Here is a 20,943-nt window from a genome sequence, read left to right on the forward strand (position 1 = left end):
GCGCCTAATTAACAATTGGTATTTTAGCCTCGGGCCAGCCATTGAGCCAGGTTATCTTACTAATGAGGAGCTTTGACCGACCTTTATCGGCAGCATCATAACCATGATAAACCAGGTAATCGGCGCCGTCAAATGTGCAGACGGCGTTGTGCCCTACGCCATACCAATTCTGGTCCCCTTCGAGCAACAAGGTGCCGCCACCCTTGTCCATCCGCTCTCCGCTCTTGTCTAAATAAGGGCCGGCTAACTTTTTAGACCGGCCTACAATCATCTTGTACGTACTTTTAGGACCTTTACAGCAATAATCGGCCGAGGCAAAAAGGTAAAAGTACTTACCTTTCTTAAATATAAACGGCGCTTCTATGGCGTTACCACCTGCATCTTTAGGGTTGTCATCAATGGCTGCTGGATTATTGCCTTGCTTAATCCTTACCCTTGTAGCAATGGTTGGCAGGTTATCTGTATTTTGCGCTAATGATAACCGGTCCTTAGTTAGTTTAACCATTTTTAAACCGGCCCAAAAGGATCCGAAAGCCAGGTAGGCGGCACCTTTTTTATCAATGGCTAAATTCGGGTCTATCGCATTCCAATTGGTTTGTCCGGGTATAGATTGTATAACCTTTCCGTGATCGACCCATTGGTATTCAACGTTTGACGTATTCAAGGTTTTATTAGTAGCTACTCCTATACACGAAGTATTCTTGCCGAAAGCCGAAACCGAATAATAAAGGTAGTACAAGCCATTATAAAATGATATGTCGGGCGCCCATATATGCCCTTTAAAGGAGGGTACAGCTTCGATTGCCCATGCAGGCGGCTTGTCAAACACCGGCTTTTCGGCTCTCCAGTGCACCATATCTATCGACGACCAGTGCGCTATGCCCTGCCCGGTACAAAATAAGTGATAAACCGAATCCTGCTTTATCATCACCGGATCATGAACAGATATGCCGGTTTTTATATCCTGCCCAAGCCCTTTGGTAATCATCATTACCATTACGGCTAATAGCAATAAGGCACTCCGAAGTGGGTATTTCATATTCAATGTGTCAGGGATTTACTTTAAAGAAATCGAAATCTGCATAGCCGGCTGATCGCACCAAATTTGGGGATAAACATAAAACACCAACCTTAGCGCCAATCCAGGTACCTTTTTCGGCCTGGTAAGTTTGCCCGATACTTTCATAGGCTTTGCCATCCAGGCTATAAGCATATTGATATTTAGCATCATCGTTCACTGTAACTTTAAACCATACGGTTCGCTTGTTAACAGGAAGTGCAACCAATTTTACAGGCATCAAAAACTTACGATTTTCACGCTTACCACTATAAATAACCAAGCTATTGCCAGTGGCCAGCTTTTCGATACAGAGCAAAGTATAAGCGTTGCCGGTTATAGTAAGGCCCGCCCTGTCTCCTACCATTTGCGGGTTAAACTGCAATTTAGTAGTAACGCTAAATGAAGGAGCCATAAACTTTTGCAATAATATATTAGGCGTATAAAACAAACTGCCGCTATCTGTAGGATTAGCAACAGCGGTTAAGCGCATAAAGCCTCTACGCACGGTCAAGCTATACCAGTTACTTTGCGGCGCTGCCTGCCATTGCCATTGTAGGCCCATCTTTGGTAATGAAAACTCATCAGACTCCTGCATATTTACCTGCACATGAGCATCGCCAACATCGGGCTTTTTGTGTACTAAGACAGGTTCGCCGGTTCCATCGCCATCCGCATCACTGCCTATAACGGGCCAGCCATCTTTCCATATTGCTGGCTGCAGATGCACTATGCGACCGTATGCATCTTTATCCTGAAAATGAATAAACCACCACTGTCCGGTTTGCGTTTGTACCAGCCCACCCTGATGTGGCCCATTCACTATTGTATTTCCTTGCTGCAAAACAACCTTATCGTCATAAGGGCCGTAAATATTCTTTGAGCGAAAAACAGATTGCCAGCCAGTGGCTACACCGCCTGCCGGCGCCGAAAAATAGTAGTAGCCATTACGTTTATCCATAAACTTAAACCCTTCCAATACCGGTTGCTTTTTATCATTGCGATAAATTATCTGGCCATTGTCAAGCAGATGCTTACCATCGGCCGACATTTTATGCAGAACGGCCGGACCTGCCCCTACCACACCATGTAACAAATAAGCCTGCCCATCATCATCCCAAAACGGACAAGGATCTTCCCAATTACCTACCTGCTGTACCAGTTGCATGGTCCACTTACCGGCAGGGTTTGTGGCTGTAGCCATAAATAAGCCATCTTCGGGTGTGCAGAAATAAACGTAATATAAGCCTTTATGATAACGAATGGATGGAGCCCACGAGCCTTGCCCTGGCTGCATTTTATTATATCGCTGCAACGGCAAGCGATTATAAACATGGTTAATGATGCGCCAGTTTACCAGGTCTTTAGAATGCAAAACCGGCACACCGGGCTGGCAATTAAAACTGGATGCCACCATGTAATAATCATTGTGCACTCTTATTACATCCGGATCGGAGTAGTCGGCATAGATGATCGGATTTTTATAAGTTCCATCGCCCTTATCAGCTTTCCATACCTGGGCAGCGGCGCTTGTGCAAAGGCATACAAAAACGAAGATAATTTTATACATGGTTGCTTATAGATAAGCCAATGGCTCCGAAAAGCACTTACAATTGGTTACCTAAGTAAACAACAAATACTCAAATTTACAAATTACGTGGCAGGTATAAACAGTTAATAAACTATGTACATTAACCAGCTACTGTTCATTTTTCAGCTTTTTTAAAACCACCGCAGCCGATAAGCCAAACACAATATGGGCTAATACAAGCTGGTTATAATAAGTTTTCAGGTTAACGCCGGGCGGGTTAGGGTGCGCCTTAAATGTGGCATGCCATATGAATGCACCTGCTAATCCACTTAAAGCACCATAAGCTAATCCGTTTACCAAGGTTGGCTTTGCTTTTGCCCTTTCCAAATACGCGGCATAAACGCCCGCAAAGACAACACCTACACTGTAATGCCCAATCCAACCCGCTATTTGTGCTTGCCGCTTATTTAACGGTGTAATACGATTTAATAGCTCGCCCAATATCTTAGCTTCGTTATAGGTATTACCGTCTGCCTTAGACACCGCCTCACTAAAAAGTGTCATCAGCGTAGTACTTACAAGGTTAGCCGTTAAAACGTCTTTTAGTTTCATAACAATATGTGCTTAATACCTGAATGCCAGCCCCACAAAGTAATCCTTATGTGCCGATTTTTGAATACCGTAGTTTAGCCCTGCATCTACCTTAAAGTCGGGGGTTATTTCTAATTCCAGAGCAGTGTTAATAAAGTTGTTCATTTTATGCTCTTTAAAGTTGTAGGTATAAAACGTCTCTCCGAATACCTCCAGCTTTTTAAAAAGTACATGGCTTATCACGAACGACTGCAGTAGCTCTGCATGGCGGGCCTGCTCGTCCTCGTCATTCATGTAGTCGCCCTCTACCTGTAGTCCAATCTTCCAATCGTGAGGTAGTTTTATCAGCATAGGCACCAGCAAACCTTCTTCATATTTTTGCTGGTCTGAATAACGGTTAGTAGGAAATTTAACGTAAGGCATAAGCGCCATGCTGAACGTACCTTCGTAATTATTAAATAAACACTGCTTTAGGCGCACCGTTATGTTGCCGAAACCCGACATTGTCTCTTTATCGCCGCCTATTAGTTCTGTGTTTGTTTCCTTACCATAACTTTGCACAATCACCTGCAAGGCTGTGTTCTTCAGTAGGCCAAATTTTAAGTTAGCCTGGTTTACCAACCAGCGGCGTTGCTTACTCTCTTCCGTAGTTTCGCGGGTAAGCTTAACCAAATCGGTTTCATACTGGAAGTGGCCCGCATCAACAGTATGGGGCGTTTCGGTTACGTTCGGTCTGTCAGTTTCCATTTCTTCCCGCTCTAATTGCTTAGGCATGGGTTTAAAAATAGAATATGACTTACGGGTAGTATCAAGTGCTTGCGCGTTAGCTGTACTTACAAAGCTTGCACAGCACAAGCTAAGTACTAAGAATGGAAAAAAGTAAGTTTGATTCATAGTTTATACAATAGTTATTGGTTATTTACCTGTTTTCATATGTGGTGCATCAACCGGTTTCGACTCCGACGACCCCTTCTGACGCAGGTAAATGGTTAGGAATACGATAGAAACAATAGATAAAAATTCACTTTGCCAGTTTTGGAAAGTCTCAAACCAAAAGGTAGGCTCTGTCAAAAACTTGGCTAAACTGTCCTGCGGTTTATGCATTAGCAATTGATGATCGTTGTGGTCAACCCAACTGCCGTACAAATGCAGCGCCCAACTTATCAGGAACAGTATCAGAAAGCATAGTGATAAAGAGTTGCTATAGAGCTTTAGGATGAATCCCCCCTTTTTGACCGGTCCGGGCGCATCGGGCGCTGGTTGTGGCTCCTTATCTACATCTTCTTCCTCATCCAAGCTTTTAGATTCGGCTGAGCCTATCTGCCTTAAGCTAACAGTCAATAGCACATACATCCCCATCTGCAAAAATTCACTCTGGAAATTTTCGAACGTGGCCGACAGGAAATGTCCGGTTCCTAAGTAAGAAACGAACCCGATTTCTTGTCCGCCTATATCTTTCATTTCCTGATTGTTCTCCTTCCAGCCTGTTAAGGCCTGCGCCCCTAAGGTGACAATGAACAGGGCCATAAAAAATAAGGTTAAGCTGTTGCGGTATAGGAACGAGTGTTTGGTTTTATTAGTTGGCATAGGTATGTTAATTGGTAATTGACTTGAATTATAAGTCAACTTTTAATCGTCTCAAATTGTTTCATTCCTTAGGGTTGTATTCAACACCATTCCTGAATTAATGAGAAACTTAATAGTTTAATTATTAAGAAAACCATAACAAATCACTGTTGTTAATCTTACACGTCTCTTATAGATCCTTTTTCATATTTACTGCAATTTAAATAGCCCATCACGAGAATAAGTGTTATATGAAAAAAGAGGAAATACATTTAGCAGACATTCAGCGTATCCTTTTTGGGCAGGCGCCTCCTGAGTTTTTGCTGGAAGTATTTATCCGTACGCTGGTTATATACATTGTACTGTTGTTTATTGTACGGTGGCTGGGTAAGCGCATGAGCGGACAACTGACCATTATGGAAATGTCGGTAATGCTCACATTGGGTGCCATTGTATCGGTACCGATGCAGATGCCCGACCGTGGTATAATACAGGGCGTGGTATTGCTATTGTGTGCAGTGGGCTTTCAACGAGGTATTAGCCTGCTGGGTTTCAGGAGCGGTAGAATAGAAGATATACTACAAGGTAAAAGCAGCTTGCTGGTTAAAGATGGCGTTATGCAAATTGACCAGATGGCGAAAGACAGAGTATCAAAACAGCAGCTATTTTCTGAACTCAGGCAGCAGAAAATATTTAACCTGGGCATTGTTGATCGAATTTACCTGGAAGCGTGTGGCCTGTTTAGCATTATTAAATCAGATGAACCACGGCCAGGCTTACCTGTGTTACCACCAGACGATCAGGATATTTTAAAAAGTACAAACCAGGCTACAACAGCAACACCACAACAGGTTATGCTATTAGCCTGTGTAAACTGCGGATACGTTAAGCCAAAAGACTCAGCTGCTCCATGTGAAGATTGCGGGCATGATGAATGGGTTAATGCTGTAAACTGACATTTAAAATGAACTCTCAAGAATTTAAATTAACAGACTGGACCCGCATACTGGTAGGCGATGTGCCGGCAGGATTTTATATTGAACTGGTTATTAGGGCCGCTTTTTTCTATTTGTTGTTGATGGTGTGCATGCGCCTGCTGGGCAAGCGCATGTCATCACAGCTTGGGCGAGTTGAACTAGCTGCTATGGTTACACTTGCTGCAGGCATTGGTGTACCACTGCAAGCACCCGACCGCGGATTGCTGCCAGCGCTCGTGATAGGCATTGTGGTGGTATATATTGGCCGTTGGGTGGCGGGTAAGGCGTTTAATAATCAGAAATTTGAGCAGTTTACAAATGGTAATATCGACGTTGTGGTGAAGGATTCGGTGATGGATTTAAAGACCATGAAAAAAGTGCGGTTAACCCGCGAACGTTTGGTAGCCCAGCTGCGCTCATCCGGAATTAAACATTTAGGTAAGGTAAAAAGACTTTATATCGAAGCTAATGGTGCCTTTACGCTAATACAGGAGGCCAATGCTAAGCCTGGCCTATCTATCATACCCCGATGGGATGAAGACTTTAACAAGCGTTTTAAAAAGCATGATGAGATACTGGTTTGCCAAACCTGTGGTTTAACACAAAACAAGCCTTTCGACGAAAAAGCTGAATGCCCAAATTGCCACGACTGTAAATGGACTAACGCGGTTGAATAACATTAATAAAAGTTTAAATAAGTAATATTACATGAAGCATAAATTAAACATTGATATTAACGGCGCAATTAAGGCCATTACTATAGAGCCCAGTATTTACCAGGGCAAGCACTTATATGAAATAGGTATTGACGGCAAATACGCAGTTTTTTACGAACAAGACGGAGAGTGGAAACAAGATGCCGACGAAAAGCTGGACGACGATGTACTGCCGCAAATTGTTGATGCAATTGACCAATTAAACAGAAAGCTACAAGCGTAATGAACAATAAGCCTCCCAAAAAAAGGACCAGAGCGAATGTGCTCTGGTCCTTTACGTTATATGGATCTATTTCCCAACTACTCTTCCGGGTTCTCTTCAGAAGATAGGTACGTATTAGGCGGCGTACCGGCCTGTTGCTCCGGATAGGCATCGCGCCCGCCTTCAGGCACCGATGCTTTTATCTTATCCAACTGGTCTTCATTGCGTGCACCGTCTCTAATTTCCTGCCCGCTTTGCTGGGCGTCCTGCAAACCTTCCTTTTCATTATAAGAGTTGGCACCTTGCTCGTTTAATTGATCGTTTTCTTGTTCCACAATTCCTCTCCTTTCGTTTAAATAAAAAGGCGGTAATGTACCGCCTTTTTAACCTATCAAATTAGTACCGCATAAAGGCTGCTATAATGCTTTCTTTAGGCATTTGTTCTCTCTCTAATAAATATACCGAGCCACCATTGGCATACGTTTTTGCGGCGGCCTGGTTTATCAAACACTCATCGCCATCTTGCTTTTCGGTATGAATTTCCAGTTGGTTATCGGCCTCATTAAACCTTCCCCAAATATGCTCGCCTTTACATATAAACAGGTCAGACACCTGCGCATAAAAACTTGCCGGAATAACCTTATCGGGCATTGACGAAGTAAGCGGTGTTGCAATCTGGTTATAGTAGTTCTCCAGCCGTTTTTTTGTTTCCTGTTCAAAATAAGGCTCCAGAATTTCGCGCACTTTGGTAAACAACACATGCGGACTTTCGTGCTCCTGACTGCCGGTTATAGCCTCATCAGCTATATTGTTATATTTGCTTACCCCTTTATATATAGGTATCAGGTATTCTACGCCGGCAAGTACCAAAGGTACATGTTTATCATGCAGCACTTCAGTAAACAGCGTTTTATCTACTTCCTGAAAGTAGATGCCTAGATTAGCCTTATCATCAAGCTGCCCCTCGCCGTGGCCGTGGAAGCTTGCACTGCCTGTGCCGCCTTTACCGCCTTGCCTAAATAATTGTTGATCTTCTTTTTCTTCAAAGTGCACTACATCATCCATGCCGTTTGGCAGGCCTTCTACTTCTAAACGCTGCAAGCCAAAGGCGTTACCCTGAAAAAAGATAGCGTCGCTTTTACTCAGCACCAGTAAATAAAACTCCTCATTATTAGTTATGGCCGGCAAAAGCGGACTAATATAAAACGAGTTGTTCAGATAGGATTCTTCGTTTACTGCAAATGGCAATTGTATAACCTTAAAAAAGTCATCGGCCATAAACACCGCTAACCCGTCGAGCTGGCTGTTCCAGAAAATTTCGTTGTTATACAACTCAAAGCCCGGTTTTAACAGTTGCTCAATAGTTTGTGAGTTAAGCCCTTTCTTTTGCAAATCGGCATTCACCGCCTGCAGTACATTCTTTAAAACAATAGCATCTTGTTTTTCATTCACCTCAACACCTGCCCGGTGCGTGGGTATATAAATGGAGATGCAATTATTACCATGATAATTTATCAGCTCTTTGAACTCTTCTTTTGATATTAATTCCATCTGTTTTGTGTCTGATTAACCATTGTTACTATTATTGTTATCTTCCAAATCCTCACCCTTGTGCAGATTTCGGTTTACGTGTCGTACATGTATGCCATCGGCAAGCTCATCGGTACCATCCTTGGTATACTTTTCTACAATTTCATTTTCTGTTTCTGGATCAATTGCTGCAAATGCATCTTTTAATCCATGTGTCTCTCTACCGCTTCCGGATGGTTTGCCTTTCGGCGGAACGTATCCGCCGTTCTTATCTTTTCCCATAAGTTGTGTGTTAATATTGCTGAAAACTATTTATATAATAGTTAATACAACAATAACTTTAAGAAACAACAAAGGGTTTTAAAAATTAGCAGAAAACAGAATTCTAACCTGTGAGGTGCTATAGCTGGCGGCAAAACCCCTATAATCAAATTTTCAAAAACAAAACCTATTAACCTTTGATTAACATTTGAATACATCAATAATCTTTATAGTACGCACCCTTGCTCTGCTGTAAATGATTTCGTCATCACGCCTTCTACAATCTTTTGGCGATGAAATATAATAGCCGGACTAATTAAGGCGATTGACATCGCAAATAGTAAACTAAAAGAAAGGTAGTATGAGAGTAATTTCAACAAAAGTACACGGTATAACAGATTATATGAGCGGAATACTCTTTCTTGCCTCGCCATGGTTATTTAAATATAATAACGGCACGGCAGCCCAATGGGTGATCATAATCATGGGATGTTTGCTGCTATTAATGGCCATATTCACTAACTATGAGGCTGGCGTTGTTAAGCAGATTTCAATTCCTACGCACTTAACACTGGATGTATATACAGGCGCTTTCCTGATCATAACGCCTTGGCTGTTCGGATTCTCTGACAGCACGCGATGGCCATACCTGGCATTCGGTCTATTTGAAGTTTTTGCAGGACGTCTGACTAAGAAATTTCAAGATGCCCGCACATCCTTCTCGTGAAATGCACATTAAATTATAGCATAGCTCATGATAAAGACAGATATCTGCATAATTGGCGCCGGTCCTGTTGGCTTATTTGCGGTTTTTGAAGCTGGATTGCTAAAAATGCGTTGCCATCTCATAGATGCACTCCCTCAAGTCGGCGGCCAGTTGGCAGAGATCTATCCACATAAGCCGATTTATGACATACCCGGGTACCCGGTTATTAAAGCACAGGAGTTGGTAAACAAGCTTATTGAGCAAATTGATCCATTCCGTCCCGGTTATACATTGGGCGAACGGGTTGATCATTGCTTTGTAAAGAGTACGGCTCTTTTGTGGTTACCACTTGAGGGTACAGCTGTTACTTGCAAAGTGGTAGCCTAAATACAAATAGCCCCGATAATCTTATGGAAATCATTAAAGCTTCGGGGTATGATATTCTGGCCACCTGCGGCGGTAAGGGCCTATGCGCCACGTGCCATGTACAGGTTGTACAGGGACTAAACTTGTTACCGCTCCCTAATCCAAACGAAATGCAAACGCTTGACATTTTATACGATGCCGAGCCCGCCAGTCGTCTGGCTTGCCAGTTAAAAACATTTCAAATACCTGAGGGAGCCATATTTAAAATAAAGCAAGATGATTATTAGGGCGGCGTAACAACGCTTTATTACACCGCCCTATATCTCCAAATTACTTATGTGGGGGGTTAAGCTCAGGGATAATAAATTTCTCGCCTTTAGATAGGATATCAACATTAAGCCCGCGTATGGTTAAAGGCTCGTCATCGCCATGATTATGAATGTTTGTACCATGGCTTTCGTAACCATTTATAACAATAATAACGCCGCAGCCAACTACTTCGGCCTCCTTGCCATTCCTTACAATCATAGCGGTATCTTCTTCAATACCTACACCAATAGAGGTTGGATTAGTAGCAATAACCTGCGACATACGTACAAAGCGCCCACGGTTTACAAAGTGGGTATCAATACATACGTCACGCAAAAACTCCAGCCCGGTTGTAATTTTCACATTGCCGGCAATCATTTCATCCCGGCCAACGCCTTGGTATATCATCGGGGTAGACATAGCCATGGCGCCAGCGCTTGTACCCGCAATGATCAACCTATCGTGTATATACCGCTGTTTTAACAATAATAGCACATCAGTACCACCATATACGGCAGTTAGTTTCAACTGATCGCCACCAGCAATAAAAACGCCGTGTGCGGCAGTAATCCTTTCTTCAAGCTCATCTAACTTAACATCCGCCCTGTTATCATGATGTATGTGATTTATCTGATAAACACCCAAATCCTTGAAAGAACGTTCATAGTTCTTAAATGACTCTTCCGGTTCAGAAGATGATGCCGAAGTTATTACCTCAACAACGGCATGCTCAGCTTCAAGCAAGTTTACAAAGCAAGATAATACTTCCATGCCTATGCTATACTGGCTGTCGTTTTTCTCGGCTTCCTGGTTATCTTCTTTGGCTTCGGCTCCACCTATTATAAGTAATGTACCATTTGGCACCGGACAGGTGTTATTCTCTTCCATAGCTATCAAAAACTAATTATTGTTATTAAATATTATTTAGGATGTAGCTATTTCTCGACATTAACTAACATTATTTACTTCAGATTAGTTTAATTTTTATACAATTAGGATACAAACTGCGTATTGACACGTGCAAGCCGGACTACGTATAAACACCTGTTTATCAATTTTTTTTACGTGTTTATTTGCGTAAATTGATATTCCTTTAAGTTTTAAGTAAACATGGGCATACCAATTGCTAATAAAAATGTAAAGTTTATAATACCCTCTATCTATCTATGAAAAACATAATAAATACATTACCAACAAACCTGCTATGCTTTTCACATTTGCGCTGGGACTTTGTGTACCAGCGTCCACAACATTTGCTGAGCCGTTTTGCCGCCTACTTTAAAGTTTACTTTTTAGAAGAGCCGCTTTTTGAGGACTGCTCCGAGGCCAGCCTTTCTTTTTCACCACGCGAGGGCAACATTTTTGTAGGTGTACCTCACCTGCCGCACGGCCTTTCTGAACAGGAAGTGATCAGCACTGTGGGCAGCCTGCTTAATCAGTTTTTACAGGACAAGGACTTAGAAGACTTTGCCTTCTGGTACTACTCACCCATGGCCATGTCTTTCTCTGAAAAACATACGCCTAAGGTGACCATATACGATTGCATGGACGAGCTCTCTGCCTTTAAGAACGCCCCTAAAGCGCTTAAAGACATGGAAAAGAAGCTCATGAAGTATGCTGATGTGGTCTTTACCGGTGGTCACTCACTGTACGAGGCTAAAAAAAATCAGCATGCCAACATCTACCCCTTCCCTTCCAGCATCGAAAAGGAACATTTTGCCAAAGCCCGTAAAGCCAAAGCAGAACCGCAAGATCAGGCAGGGATTAAAGGCCCTAAGCTGGGCTTTTACGGGGTGATCGATGAGCGCTTTGACATTGAACTCATTCGCGGTATTGCTGATGCCAGACCCGATTGGCAGATCATGCTCATAGGCCCGGTTGTAAAGATCGACCCGGCTACTTTGCCCAAAAATGCCAACATCCATTATCTGGGACAAAAGACCTACAAGGAACTGCCGGCTTACCTGTCGGGCTGGGATGTGGCCCTCATTCCTTTTGCGCTGAATGAGTCCACCCGCTTTATCAGTCCAACTAAAACGCCTGAGTACCTGGCAGCAGGCATACCGGTGGTATCCACTCCTATCAAAGATGTGGTGAACCCTTATGGCACCAAAAACCTGGTGCACATCGGCGCAACGGCTCTGGAGTTTGTGCAGGCGATTGATCAGGAACTGGCCGTTGCTGACAGAAAACAATGGCTCAAAAAAGTCGATACTTTTCTTGCGCTTAACTCCTGGGATATGACGCATCAGCAAATGCAAAAACACATTCTAAATGTTGCCCGTAGTAAGAACAACATTTCTGTAGCCAGTTAAAAGATTACATTTTAACAAAAACGCTTACAAGTACGCTTGTAAAATAAACTAATTCGCTACATAGCTGTAGTTGTTATAGCTATGTAGCTATTGTTTAACTTAGTTCTTATATATGAAAATTTGGGGTGGTATCGAGTGTACGATCAACCGTGTCAGTGATAGTTATATTGATCAACTGACCTATTCGGGGCACTACAACAGACCTGAAGACATTAAACTATTTGCCGAACTGGGCGTTGAAAAATTAAGATACCCAGTATTATGGGAAAAACACCAGCCAGATAGTAATATAAAAATAGACTGGACAGACACTAAAAATAAGCTAAACCTACTAAAAGAGCATAACATAGATCCTATTGCAGGATTGGTACACCACGGCAGCGGCCCCGCTTACGTAAATATGCTCGAAGACTCCTTTGTATACGGACTTGCAGAATATGCCGGAAAAGTTGCCGAAGAATTTCCTTGGATAAATTATTACACACCTGTAAACGAACCATTAACAACCGCGCGCTTTTGTGGGCTATATGGTATATGGCATCCGCACGGAACCGGCGACAAAAGCTTTCTAAAAATTCTTATTAATGAATGCAAAGCTACTACCTTGGCAATGCAGGCTATACGTAAGGTAAATCCGAACGCCAAACTGGTGCAAACCGAAGATTTGGGTAAGATACATAGCACGCCGCTGCTTAAATACCAAGCCGACTTTGAGAACCACCGCCGGTGGCTAAGTTTTGATTTGTTGTGTGGAAAGGTTACACCGTCGCACGCACTGTACAGGTATATTATTGATAGCGGCATAAACGCAGAAGAATTAACATTCTTTACTGAGAACCCTTGCACACCGGATATTTTTGGATTCAACTATTACCTTACATCAGAGCGTTATCTGGATGAAAATATAGATCGTTTTCCGGAACATACGCACGGCAGCAACGGCCGCCACACCTATGCCGACGTAGAAGTACTGCGCGTTGGCAATGCACAGGCTTCCGGAATTTATGCGCTGCTTAAAGAGGCCTGGGAGCGTTATCATCAGCCAATGGCCATAACCGAGGTACACCTGCACTGTACACGTGAAGAACAATTGCGCTGGATTAAAACGATTTGGGATGCAGCAGTAAAACTCAAAAATGAAAAAGTAGATGTTAGGGGCATTACTGCTTGGGCCCTTTTAGGTTCATTCGGCTGGAACAGGCTGCTTACCCAGCCCAACGGCGATTATGAACCTGGCGTTTTTGATGTGCTATCGGGCTATCCACGCGCTACCGCATTAACGCAGATGCTCAAATGTCTTTCAAAAGGTGAAGATTTCAATCATCCGGTAATGAATGGCAAGGGATGGTGGGAAAGAGAAATAAGGGTGCTATATAACCATTCGGCTCATCAGCTTATCAAAAGCACCGAACCGGTCGCTTCACCATTATTAATCGTAGGCAAATCAAACTCACTGGCTTATGCATTCGCACGGGTATGTAAGCTAAGAAACATCAGGTTTAAAATGCTCAGCAAAACAGAGCTTGATATCACTAACCGCGACCAAATTGAACGGGTTATACAGGATGTTAAGCCATGGGCTATTATTAACACAGCCGACTTTTTGCAGATCGACCATGCCGAAATTGCGTGTAACAGCTGCTATGAGTTAAATACTCAGGGTGCCGAAAACTTATCTTATTTTACCGGGAAATACGGCATTAAACTAGTCAACTTTTCAACCGATTTAGTTTTCGATGGCGAAAAGAACGAACACTATCTGGAAAATGACCTGGTTAAACCACTTAACATTTACGGCCAAAGCAAAGCCCTGGCAGAGGAGTGTGTATTAAAAAATGATCCGTCGGCTTTAGTTGTACGCACCGGCGCTTTGTTTAGTGCATGGGATTCAAACAATTATGTAATCAGTGTACTCAATAATTTAAAGAGCCGTACATCCATTATGGCTGAGCATGATGTTTTCGTTTCGCCAACTTATGTGCCCGATCTGGTAAATGCCGCACTTAACTTATTAATTGACGGCGAATACGGCATTTGGCATCTGGCCAATCACGGCAGCGAAAGCTGGGCTAATTTTGCTACTGAACTGGCCCAACGAGCTGGTTACAGTGCTCATTTAATAACCCCGGTACCCTTGCACTCAATGGATTACCGGGCAGTAAGACCTAAGTACAGCGCACTAAAAAGCCAGCGCGGAATGCTTCTGCCATCGTTAGATAAAGCCTTAAACAGCTTTTTTGACGAATTGCGCTTAACAGCATAAATCTTAATTATTAACCCATTCTGCAACACTCTTGCAGAATGGGTTTTCTTTTAAATGTAAACCTTTATGCCTACACACCCAATGGTTTCATTACCATCACTTTTAGATAACGATTTCTACAAGTTCACAATGCAACAGGGTGTTATTCGATTATTTCCGTACGCCAAGGCTCGTTACCAGTTCATTAACCGCGGCAAGCACAGCTTTCCGCCAGGGTTTGCACAAGCCCTGCGTGAGGCTGTAAATGATATGGCCCACCTACAGCTCACCCGCGAAGAAAAAAACTTTCTACGTGTTACCTGCCCTTACCTTGATCCGCTTTATCTGGATTTTTTGGAAGGCTACCGTTACAATCCCGAAGAGGTACAAATAGAGCAGCATGACAACGAGCTTCAGGTACACATTGAAGGTTTATGGTACCGCACCATCTTATGGGAAGTGCCCATCATGTCGCTCATATGCGAGTTGTATTACAAGCTCAATCATACCGAACGGATCAGCAATGAAGAGGTTACAGAGCGCACTAAGGAAAAGATTGAAAGGTACACTGCTCTCGGTGTTAACGTAGCCGAATTTGGCACCAGGCGCAGGCACTCGTACCAAGTGCAACGCATGGTTGTACAAGCATTGAGGCAGTACGGACCAAACAGCTTTGTGGGCACCAGCAACGTACACATGGCCATGCTTCATCAAACCAAGCCTATCGGTACGCATGCACACGAATGGTTTATGTTCCATGCGGCCCGTTATGGTTTTAAAATGGCTAATGCCCTGGGGCTTGAGCATTGGGTACAGGTATACCGGGGCGATTTAGGTATTGCTTTATCAGACACGTATACGACCGGCGTATTCTTTAAGCAGTTTGATAAAATGTTCTCTAAGCTTTTTGATGGCGTACGACATGACAGCGGCGACCCTTTGCAATTTGCAGATCAGGTAATTGCACATTATAACAGTTTAGGCATCGATCCTTTAACTAAAACCATCATCTTTTCGGATGCTTTAAATTATGATAAGGTAGCGCGTATTGCCGGACACTGCCGCAACCGCGTGGGCATATCATTTGGTATTGGTACAAACTTTACTAATGATGTTGGGCCACAGGCAATGAACATTGTGATTAAAATGACCGAGGCTTGTCCGCATAATGGCGAATGGACTGAGGTGGTAAAACTTTCAGACGAGCATGGCAAATACACCGGCAGCGAGCACATGATTGGTTTGGCAAAAACAATATTAGGCATTGTGTAATCTGGCATAATTATGAGGGAAGTAGAGGTTGATAACATTGAAGATTATCTGAAGCTAATTAAATTAAGCAAGGAAGAAAATATAAGCGATGGTAACTTTGAAGATTTTTTATTCAGAGGACAAACGGCCGACTATCCGCTCATTCCCAAAATATGCCGGTTAAAAGCTAAAGGCGAACTGCTACAGGTAGAACAGCTACTTTTGCATGAATTTAAGCGAACCAATCCATTACTTATTGAAGGGCATAGCCCAATGGATGACTGGGATTATTTAACCTTGGGGCAGCACTTTGGTTTACCAACCCGCTTGCTCGATTGGTCTAACAATGCACTAACAGCCCTTTGGTTTGCCACAGGTGAAAGCTATGGCGACGAAGAAAATAGTACTTATTCAGTAGTGTGGATACTAATGGCCCACCAGAAAGACTTTGATTTGAACATAGAAAAAGTAAGCCCTTTTGATGTGAAGCAAACGAAAATTTTCAGGCCGCGCATTATCAAACAACGGATCAACAATCAATCCGGCGTGTTCAGTGTTCCTTCATCGGAAGAATTGTTACATAAACGCTATATGAATGAGAGTGACAGTTACGCCGATAAGCTTATTAAAGTTAAGATTCCGGCCGACAAGCTGGTTGATATCAGGACAGACCTTAATACCGTAGGTGTAAACGCATTTACCATTTTCCCTGAACTTGAGGGGCTGTGCACCTACCTGCAGTGGCGGTACTTCGAATAGATTAACTTAACCTAGGCTATCTGGTTGAGCCTCTTCCGCTGCCTGTCAGCATCATATAATTAAACGCAAAATCATATCCGCAAGGTAAACTTAAATGAGTGTTTGATAAGTATCTCCTTAACGTATACCAGGCCCTCTTTTAAGGCAGGAAAGCAGGTAGCTTGAAGCCCATACTGAAGAAACGTTGCCTGTAATACCGCAAATAAACCAATCAATCCGCGGTATACAGGCAACGCTTGTACTAATTTTGTTGATCCAGCACAAATACGGTCATGGAGCGTGGTCCGTGAGCGCCAAGCACCAGTGATTGCTCAATGTCGGCAGTTTTAGAAGGGCCTGCTATAAATGCGCCCCATCCATACTGGGTATCTGCTATACGCATATAAGCACGGTGCATGGTGTCTACCATATTGTCGGCCGTTATTACCGCGGCTAAGTGCTGACAAATAAAAGGTACTGCCCGGTGGCCCAACAATTCTTCGGTTACCCAAACAGAACCATTTTCAGCAACACCAAAATGCGCTTTGATAACTGCCAGTTCTACGTCGGCCAGTTGGTGGGCGGCCGGGTTTATTTCATAAGCAGAAGTCGCTACTTCATCAAGCTCCGGAACTAAACTTAGCACCCGCACATGTTGGGAGTCATACTTTTCTTTAACAATGGTCTTAATTTCGTCCCAATTGCTCACACGGTGAACAGCGCCCCCAATGGCGGTAAGCACCGTTTCGTACTGTGCCAGCACATCATCGTAACCAATATGCTTAAAAGGTTCAATATCCGGAATAGGCATTGCCTCAGGCTTATTACTTGCTACCGCTGCTAAAATTGTATCTCTGCTGCTCATAGGTTAATGAGTGAGTTATTGATTGAGTGTTTGATGATCTAATTCAAATCGTTGCATCAATTCTATTATCCTTACTCCTGTTGTATATTTTAATTATACTGATCTTTGTTTCTTACTTCTTGCTTCTATTTTTACCGTACCACTCGCCAAATGATTCTTTGGGAGATTCGGGCATATCACGTTGTTTGTACCACGGGTTAAGCTTGTTGTTTACCGCAAATGGTGCATACTTAATAGTAGCTCTGCCCATTTTACCGGCTGCATGGTATAAAGTTGGGGATGCCAGCGTAGCTGCCATAACCTGCATGGCTATCTTTTTACCGGTTGGTGCATAACCTTCCTTCACCAGCACCTGCCGCCATTTATAAAGCTGATCGTGTATATCAATCTTAACCGGACATACGTTTGAGCACGAGCCGCAAAGCGTAGAAGCAAACGGCAAGTCGGCATACTTTTTCATATCCAGGTTTGGTGCCAGGATAGAACCTATAGGCCCAGCCACAGCGGTATGATAACTGTGCCCGCCGCTTCTTCGATACACCGGACAAGTGTTCATGCATGCACCGCAACGTATACATTTTAACGAGTTGCGGAAATCTTTCCGGCCCAGTTGCACACTACGGCCGTTATCTACCAGTACCAGGTGCATTTGCTGCCCTGCCCTTGGTTTACTAAAGTGGCTGCTGTAAGTGGTAATAGGCTGGCCGGTAGCACTACGGGTTAGTAATCTTAAAAACACACCCAAATGCTCCCGTTTAGGAATCAGTTTTTCAATACCCATACAAGCAATATGTACATCGGCCAGGTGGGCGCCCATATCGGCGTTACCCTCGTTGGTACACACTACAAACTCGCCGGTTTCGGCCACGGCAAAGTTTACCCCGGTTAGGGCCACTTTACGGGTTAGGAAAGTTTCGCGCAGGCTTCCGCGTGCTGTTTCGGTCAGGAACTGCGGGTCTGACATATTAGATGGCGTACCCAAGTACATGTGAAAAAGGTCGCCTATTTCTTCTTTCTTTTTATGGATGCAGGGCAGTACGATGTGGCTGGGCGCTTCGCCAGCCAACTGCACAATACGCTCACCCAGGTCGGAGTCGATCACCTCAATGCCATGCGTGGCCAGGTAATCGTTCAAATGGCACTCCTCGGTAAGCATGCTCTTGCTTTTAACCATTTGTGTTACCTTGTTCTCGGTAAGCAAACCATGCACAATCTGGTTATGCTCCTGAGCATCGGCAGCCCAATGCACAGTAATGCCATTGGCCTTGGCCGCAGCCTCAAATGCTGTAAGGTAGGTATCGAGGTTACTTAGTACATTAAACTTAATGTTAGAGGCAGCCTCACGCAAAGCTTCCCACTCGGGCAGCTGGTGCACGCTTTTATCGCGCTTGGCACGTATCCACCATAAGGTCTCATCATGCCAGTCAACACGCTCCTCGTCTTTATTGAATATATCGGCCAGTTCGGCGTGGTCTTTTGTTGTTGTAGTCATGGCTCTTTTGTTTTAAGCCCACGGACAATAGACCATAGTCCATGGTTTTTGTTTGAAGTTAGTCTTTCCATGGTCTTTATAGGCCATGGCCAATAACTTAACCTTCGCTATTCAAAATCTCGGCAATGTGTAGCACTTTAACTTTACTACCCTGACGTTTTAAAATGCCTTCCATGTGCATAAGGCATGACATATCAGCACCGGTAATATATTCGGCACCATGTTTTAAGTGATCGGCGACACGGTCTTTTCCCATTTTGGCCGACACCGCTTCTTCGGCTACGCAAAACGTACCGCCAAAGCCACAGCATTCGTCTTTGCGATCCAGCTCAATCAGTTCCAGGTCTTTCACCATGTTTAAAAGTGAGCCCGGCTTAGAGAAACTCGGCGCAACCAGTTCGGTCATCGAGCTCAGGTGCAGTCCGCGCTGGCCGTGGCAACTTTGGTGTACACCAACCTTGTGCGGAAAACGCGAAGGCAGGCTTTCCACTTTCAGCACATCGGTTAAAAACGATGTAAGTTCCCAAACCTTATGGCTAACCTCCTTGGCTTCTGCCGGGCGCTTATCATCGTGCAAATGCTCCCTTATGTGCAGCACACAACTGCCCGAGGGCGACACGATATAGTCAAAACCCGAAAAATTATCGATAAATAACCGGTTACAGCCACCCGTTAAATGCTCAAAACCCGAATTAGCCATAGGCTGGCCGCAACAGGTTTGGTTAGGCGGATACACAACATTTACCCCCAGCTTTTCTAACAGCTGTAGGGTGGCTATGGCCGCCCCCGGGTAAAACTGATCAACGTAACACGGTATAAATAGTCCTACAGTCATATATGTACAGTATTCGATGCTGTATTATAACGTTTAAGTTGAATTAAATTATTAGGCAAAGCTTTATTATTCCATGATTTGTGGATAGCCAGCGCGGTACCTACAGCAGTAGCCTGCGCTACAGAAGCGGCCCATACCTTAACATCCGGAAACAAATCAGCCAAAAGATTCATAAAGATCTCATTCTTCCCAAAACCTCCGTCTACATAAATATCTTTTACGCTGGTTCCTTGCAGCACCAGTTGAGTTGATTGATATTGCAGCGAAGCCAGGTCAAGCATCAGTTGATGATAAGCCTCAATATCCGTTGCAAATGCAGCAAGGTCCCTTTTCGAGAAGCCCGAAGTGATTAGGCCTGTGCCATCTTTAACAGTACTTGCCGGTGGCTGCTCTGCTTTCAGCTTAGCAATAATTTCGGGTTGATAAGGCATTGTACGGTATTTTACAACACTTTGCTTAAACCAGGCCGCTATGCGCTTAACCTCCTGCTCATGCTCATTGCCCGAAAATACGCGCGATGCCTTTACCGGTTTACCCTGGTATTGCAGGTAGGCCAAACAGTCTTTACTTAACTCTTCAGGTGTTAGGGGCTGGTTATTGAACGGATTAAGGCTTATGCACCAGGTACCGGTAGATAAAAGCACAAAAGGCTCGGTAAAGCTCACCAGGTAAGGAATAAGCGCGGCGGAACTATCGTGCAAGCCAATACCAACAGCACAGCTCCTGCCTTCAATAATCATAGCCAAAGCCTGATTTGACGGAAATATAGGAGCCAGCTTTTTACGAAGATGTTCAGCTTTAACCCACGAATGATAATCCTGCTGGTTAAAGTCCCAAAGCTGCGTATGGCAGCCTATACTGGTAATATCAGAATAGGCCGCACCCGACACCAATAAACTCAAGTACTGCGGCAGGTGTAAGGCATATTTAACCTGGTTAAACAAATCAGGCTTCTGGTGTTTAATGCGGTACAACTGCATCCCCGAATTTAGGTTGCCCAATACCGGTGATGCCGTTTCGGCAGCTATTTTTTCGGGCGAGCCATACTCCTGGTAAAACTTCCTGCTTATTTCTTCGGGGTAAGCTTTAAGGTAATTATACAGGGGGGCCAATGGCTCCCCCTGTTCATTAATGTATACCAGGCTTGCTCCGTACGATGAAAAGTTAATAGCCCTGATCTCAAACTGATCGAGGCGGTAAATTTCATGCAAAGAATCAAAAATAGACAGCTGCAAACTTTCGAGATTTTCGCAGGCGTCGCCGTCCTCATCTAACGTCTCAATAAACCTTGCCGACTTTTCGTAAACGATGTTATAGTCTTCATCCAGCAAAAATAATTTCTTGTTGGTTTTGCCTACATCAAATACTGCTATTACGGGTGTTGGCGTCATGC

General features: G+C 43.8%; 23 protein-coding genes. 10 read left to right on the forward strand and 13 right to left on the reverse strand.

The window, feature by feature from the left end:
- Positions 1 to 4: 4 nt before the first annotated feature.
- From ABDD94_RS18130 to ABDD94_RS18150, 5 genes are all read right to left on the reverse strand, one after another.
- Complete coding sequence (locus tag ABDD94_RS18130; RefSeq protein WP_345953414.1) at positions 5 to 1,039, reverse strand: arabinan endo-1,5-alpha-L-arabinosidase; 1,035 nt, start codon at positions 1,037 to 1,039, stop codon at positions 5 to 7.
- 10 nt (positions 1,040 to 1,049) lie between these two features.
- A complete protein-coding gene (locus ABDD94_RS18135) occupies positions 1,050 to 2,627 on the reverse strand; it encodes a glycoside hydrolase 43 family protein (protein WP_345953415.1) in 1,578 nt (525 codons plus the stop codon).
- Between the two features lie 129 nt (positions 2,628 to 2,756).
- The gene (locus ABDD94_RS18140) at positions 2,757 to 3,200 is read right to left on the reverse strand and encodes a hypothetical protein (RefSeq protein WP_345953416.1); all 444 of its coding nucleotides are present in this window, start codon (positions 3,198 to 3,200) and stop codon (positions 2,757 to 2,759) included.
- Between the two features lie 12 nt (positions 3,201 to 3,212).
- Positions 3,213 to 4,073: a transporter gene (locus ABDD94_RS18145; RefSeq protein WP_345950685.1), complete on the reverse strand. Its 861-nt coding sequence runs from the start codon at positions 4,071 to 4,073 to the stop codon at positions 3,213 to 3,215.
- A 21-nt stretch (positions 4,074 to 4,094) separates the two neighbouring features.
- Entirely contained in the window at positions 4,095 to 4,766 is a 672-nt protein-coding gene (locus ABDD94_RS18150) for a DUF6766 family protein (RefSeq protein ID WP_345953417.1), read from the reverse strand.
- A 230-nt stretch (positions 4,767 to 4,996) separates the two neighbouring features.
- Here ABDD94_RS18150 and ABDD94_RS18155 point away from each other — a divergent pair, with 230 nt between their 5' ends.
- Genes ABDD94_RS18155 through ABDD94_RS18165 form a run of 3 tightly spaced genes read left to right on the forward strand, consistent with a single transcriptional unit; the run spans position 4,997 to position 6,661 of the window.
- Positions 4,997 to 5,701, forward strand: coding sequence for a YetF domain-containing protein (locus ABDD94_RS18155; protein WP_345953418.1), 705 nt, complete (start codon positions 4,997 to 4,999; stop codon positions 5,699 to 5,701).
- A gap of 8 nt (positions 5,702 to 5,709) precedes the next feature.
- Positions 5,710 to 6,399 (forward strand): YetF domain-containing protein, encoded by a 690-nt coding sequence (locus tag ABDD94_RS18160; protein ID WP_345953419.1) that lies wholly within the window; start codon positions 5,710 to 5,712, stop codon positions 6,397 to 6,399.
- A 31-nt stretch (positions 6,400 to 6,430) separates the two neighbouring features.
- Entirely contained in the window at positions 6,431 to 6,661 is a 231-nt protein-coding gene (locus tag ABDD94_RS18165) for a hypothetical protein (RefSeq protein ID WP_345950681.1), read from the forward strand.
- Between the two features lie 77 nt (positions 6,662 to 6,738).
- Here the strand turns inward: ABDD94_RS18165 and ABDD94_RS18170 are convergent, their stop codons facing one another.
- The 3 genes from ABDD94_RS18170 to ABDD94_RS18180 form a co-directional block, all read right to left on the reverse strand.
- Positions 6,739 to 6,975, reverse strand: coding sequence for a hypothetical protein (locus tag ABDD94_RS18170; RefSeq protein WP_345953420.1), 237 nt, complete (start codon positions 6,973 to 6,975; stop codon positions 6,739 to 6,741).
- A gap of 61 nt (positions 6,976 to 7,036) precedes the next feature.
- Positions 7,037 to 8,191 carry a hypothetical protein gene (locus ABDD94_RS18175; protein ID WP_345953421.1) on the reverse strand — a complete coding sequence of 385 codons (1,155 nt, stop codon included), beginning with the start codon at positions 8,189 to 8,191 and terminating at the stop codon, positions 7,037 to 7,039.
- A 15-nt stretch (positions 8,192 to 8,206) separates the two neighbouring features.
- Complete coding sequence (locus ABDD94_RS18180; protein ID WP_345953422.1) at positions 8,207 to 8,452, reverse strand: hypothetical protein; 246 nt, start codon at positions 8,450 to 8,452, stop codon at positions 8,207 to 8,209.
- 382 nt (positions 8,453 to 8,834) lie between these two features.
- Here ABDD94_RS18180 and ABDD94_RS18185 point away from each other — a divergent pair, with 382 nt between their 5' ends.
- The 3 genes from ABDD94_RS18185 to ABDD94_RS18195 are packed head-to-tail and all read left to right on the forward strand — an operon-like array spanning position 8,835 to position 9,790.
- Positions 8,835 to 9,158: an SPW repeat protein gene (locus ABDD94_RS18185; RefSeq protein ID WP_345953423.1), complete on the forward strand. Its 324-nt coding sequence runs from the start codon at positions 8,835 to 8,837 to the stop codon at positions 9,156 to 9,158.
- A gap of 27 nt (positions 9,159 to 9,185) precedes the next feature.
- Positions 9,186 to 9,524 (forward strand): hypothetical protein, encoded by a 339-nt coding sequence (locus ABDD94_RS18190; RefSeq protein WP_345953424.1) that lies wholly within the window; start codon positions 9,186 to 9,188, stop codon positions 9,522 to 9,524.
- 23 nt (positions 9,525 to 9,547) lie between these two features.
- Positions 9,548 to 9,790 (forward strand): 2Fe-2S iron-sulfur cluster-binding protein, encoded by a 243-nt coding sequence (locus tag ABDD94_RS18195; protein ID WP_345953425.1) that lies wholly within the window; start codon positions 9,548 to 9,550, stop codon positions 9,788 to 9,790.
- A gap of 43 nt (positions 9,791 to 9,833) precedes the next feature.
- On the opposite strand, the gene ABDD94_RS18200 is transcribed toward ABDD94_RS18195, so the two are convergent.
- A complete protein-coding gene (locus ABDD94_RS18200) occupies positions 9,834 to 10,700 on the reverse strand; it encodes a cyanophycinase (RefSeq protein ID WP_345953426.1) in 867 nt (288 codons plus the stop codon).
- Between the two features lie 278 nt (positions 10,701 to 10,978).
- Here ABDD94_RS18200 and ABDD94_RS18205 point away from each other — a divergent pair, with 278 nt between their 5' ends.
- The 4 genes from ABDD94_RS18205 (at position 10,979) to ABDD94_RS18220 (ending at position 16,379) form a co-directional block, all read left to right on the forward strand.
- Complete coding sequence (locus tag ABDD94_RS18205) at positions 10,979 to 12,127, forward strand: glycosyltransferase family 1 protein (RefSeq protein WP_345953427.1); 1,149 nt, start codon at positions 10,979 to 10,981, stop codon at positions 12,125 to 12,127.
- A gap of 112 nt (positions 12,128 to 12,239) precedes the next feature.
- On the forward strand, positions 12,240 to 14,390 hold the full coding sequence (locus ABDD94_RS18210; protein ID WP_345953428.1) for a family 1 glycosylhydrolase: 2,151 nt from the start codon (positions 12,240 to 12,242) through the stop codon (positions 14,388 to 14,390).
- A 66-nt stretch (positions 14,391 to 14,456) separates the two neighbouring features.
- Positions 14,457 to 15,641: a nicotinate phosphoribosyltransferase gene (pncB, locus tag ABDD94_RS18215; RefSeq protein WP_345953429.1), complete on the forward strand. Its 1,185-nt coding sequence runs from the start codon at positions 14,457 to 14,459 to the stop codon at positions 15,639 to 15,641.
- Between the two features lie 12 nt (positions 15,642 to 15,653).
- Positions 15,654 to 16,379 (forward strand): FRG domain-containing protein, encoded by a 726-nt coding sequence (locus ABDD94_RS18220; protein WP_345950670.1) that lies wholly within the window; start codon positions 15,654 to 15,656, stop codon positions 16,377 to 16,379.
- A gap of 241 nt (positions 16,380 to 16,620) precedes the next feature.
- Here the strand turns inward: ABDD94_RS18220 and ABDD94_RS18225 are convergent, their stop codons facing one another.
- The 4 genes from ABDD94_RS18225 to ABDD94_RS18240 form a co-directional block, all read right to left on the reverse strand.
- Positions 16,621 to 17,223 (reverse strand): LUD domain-containing protein, encoded by a 603-nt coding sequence (locus tag ABDD94_RS18225; protein WP_345953430.1) that lies wholly within the window; start codon positions 17,221 to 17,223, stop codon positions 16,621 to 16,623.
- 112 nt (positions 17,224 to 17,335) lie between these two features.
- Positions 17,336 to 18,715: a lactate utilization protein B gene (locus ABDD94_RS18230; RefSeq protein ID WP_345950668.1), complete on the reverse strand. Its 1,380-nt coding sequence runs from the start codon at positions 18,713 to 18,715 to the stop codon at positions 17,336 to 17,338.
- A gap of 97 nt (positions 18,716 to 18,812) precedes the next feature.
- Positions 18,813 to 19,550, reverse strand: a complete 738-nt coding sequence (locus ABDD94_RS18235) for a (Fe-S)-binding protein (protein WP_345953431.1) — start codon at positions 19,548 to 19,550, stop codon at positions 18,813 to 18,815.
- Complete coding sequence (locus ABDD94_RS18240) at positions 19,547 to 20,941, reverse strand: FGGY family carbohydrate kinase (RefSeq protein WP_345953432.1); 1,395 nt, start codon at positions 20,939 to 20,941, stop codon at positions 19,547 to 19,549. Before ABDD94_RS18240 ends, ABDD94_RS18235 begins: the two co-directional genes overlap by 4 nt.
- Positions 20,942 to 20,943 lie beyond the last annotated feature (2 nt).

The organism is Mucilaginibacter sp. PAMB04168, assembly GCF_039634365.2.
Taxonomy (GTDB): Bacteria; Bacteroidota; Bacteroidia; order Sphingobacteriales; family Sphingobacteriaceae; genus Mucilaginibacter.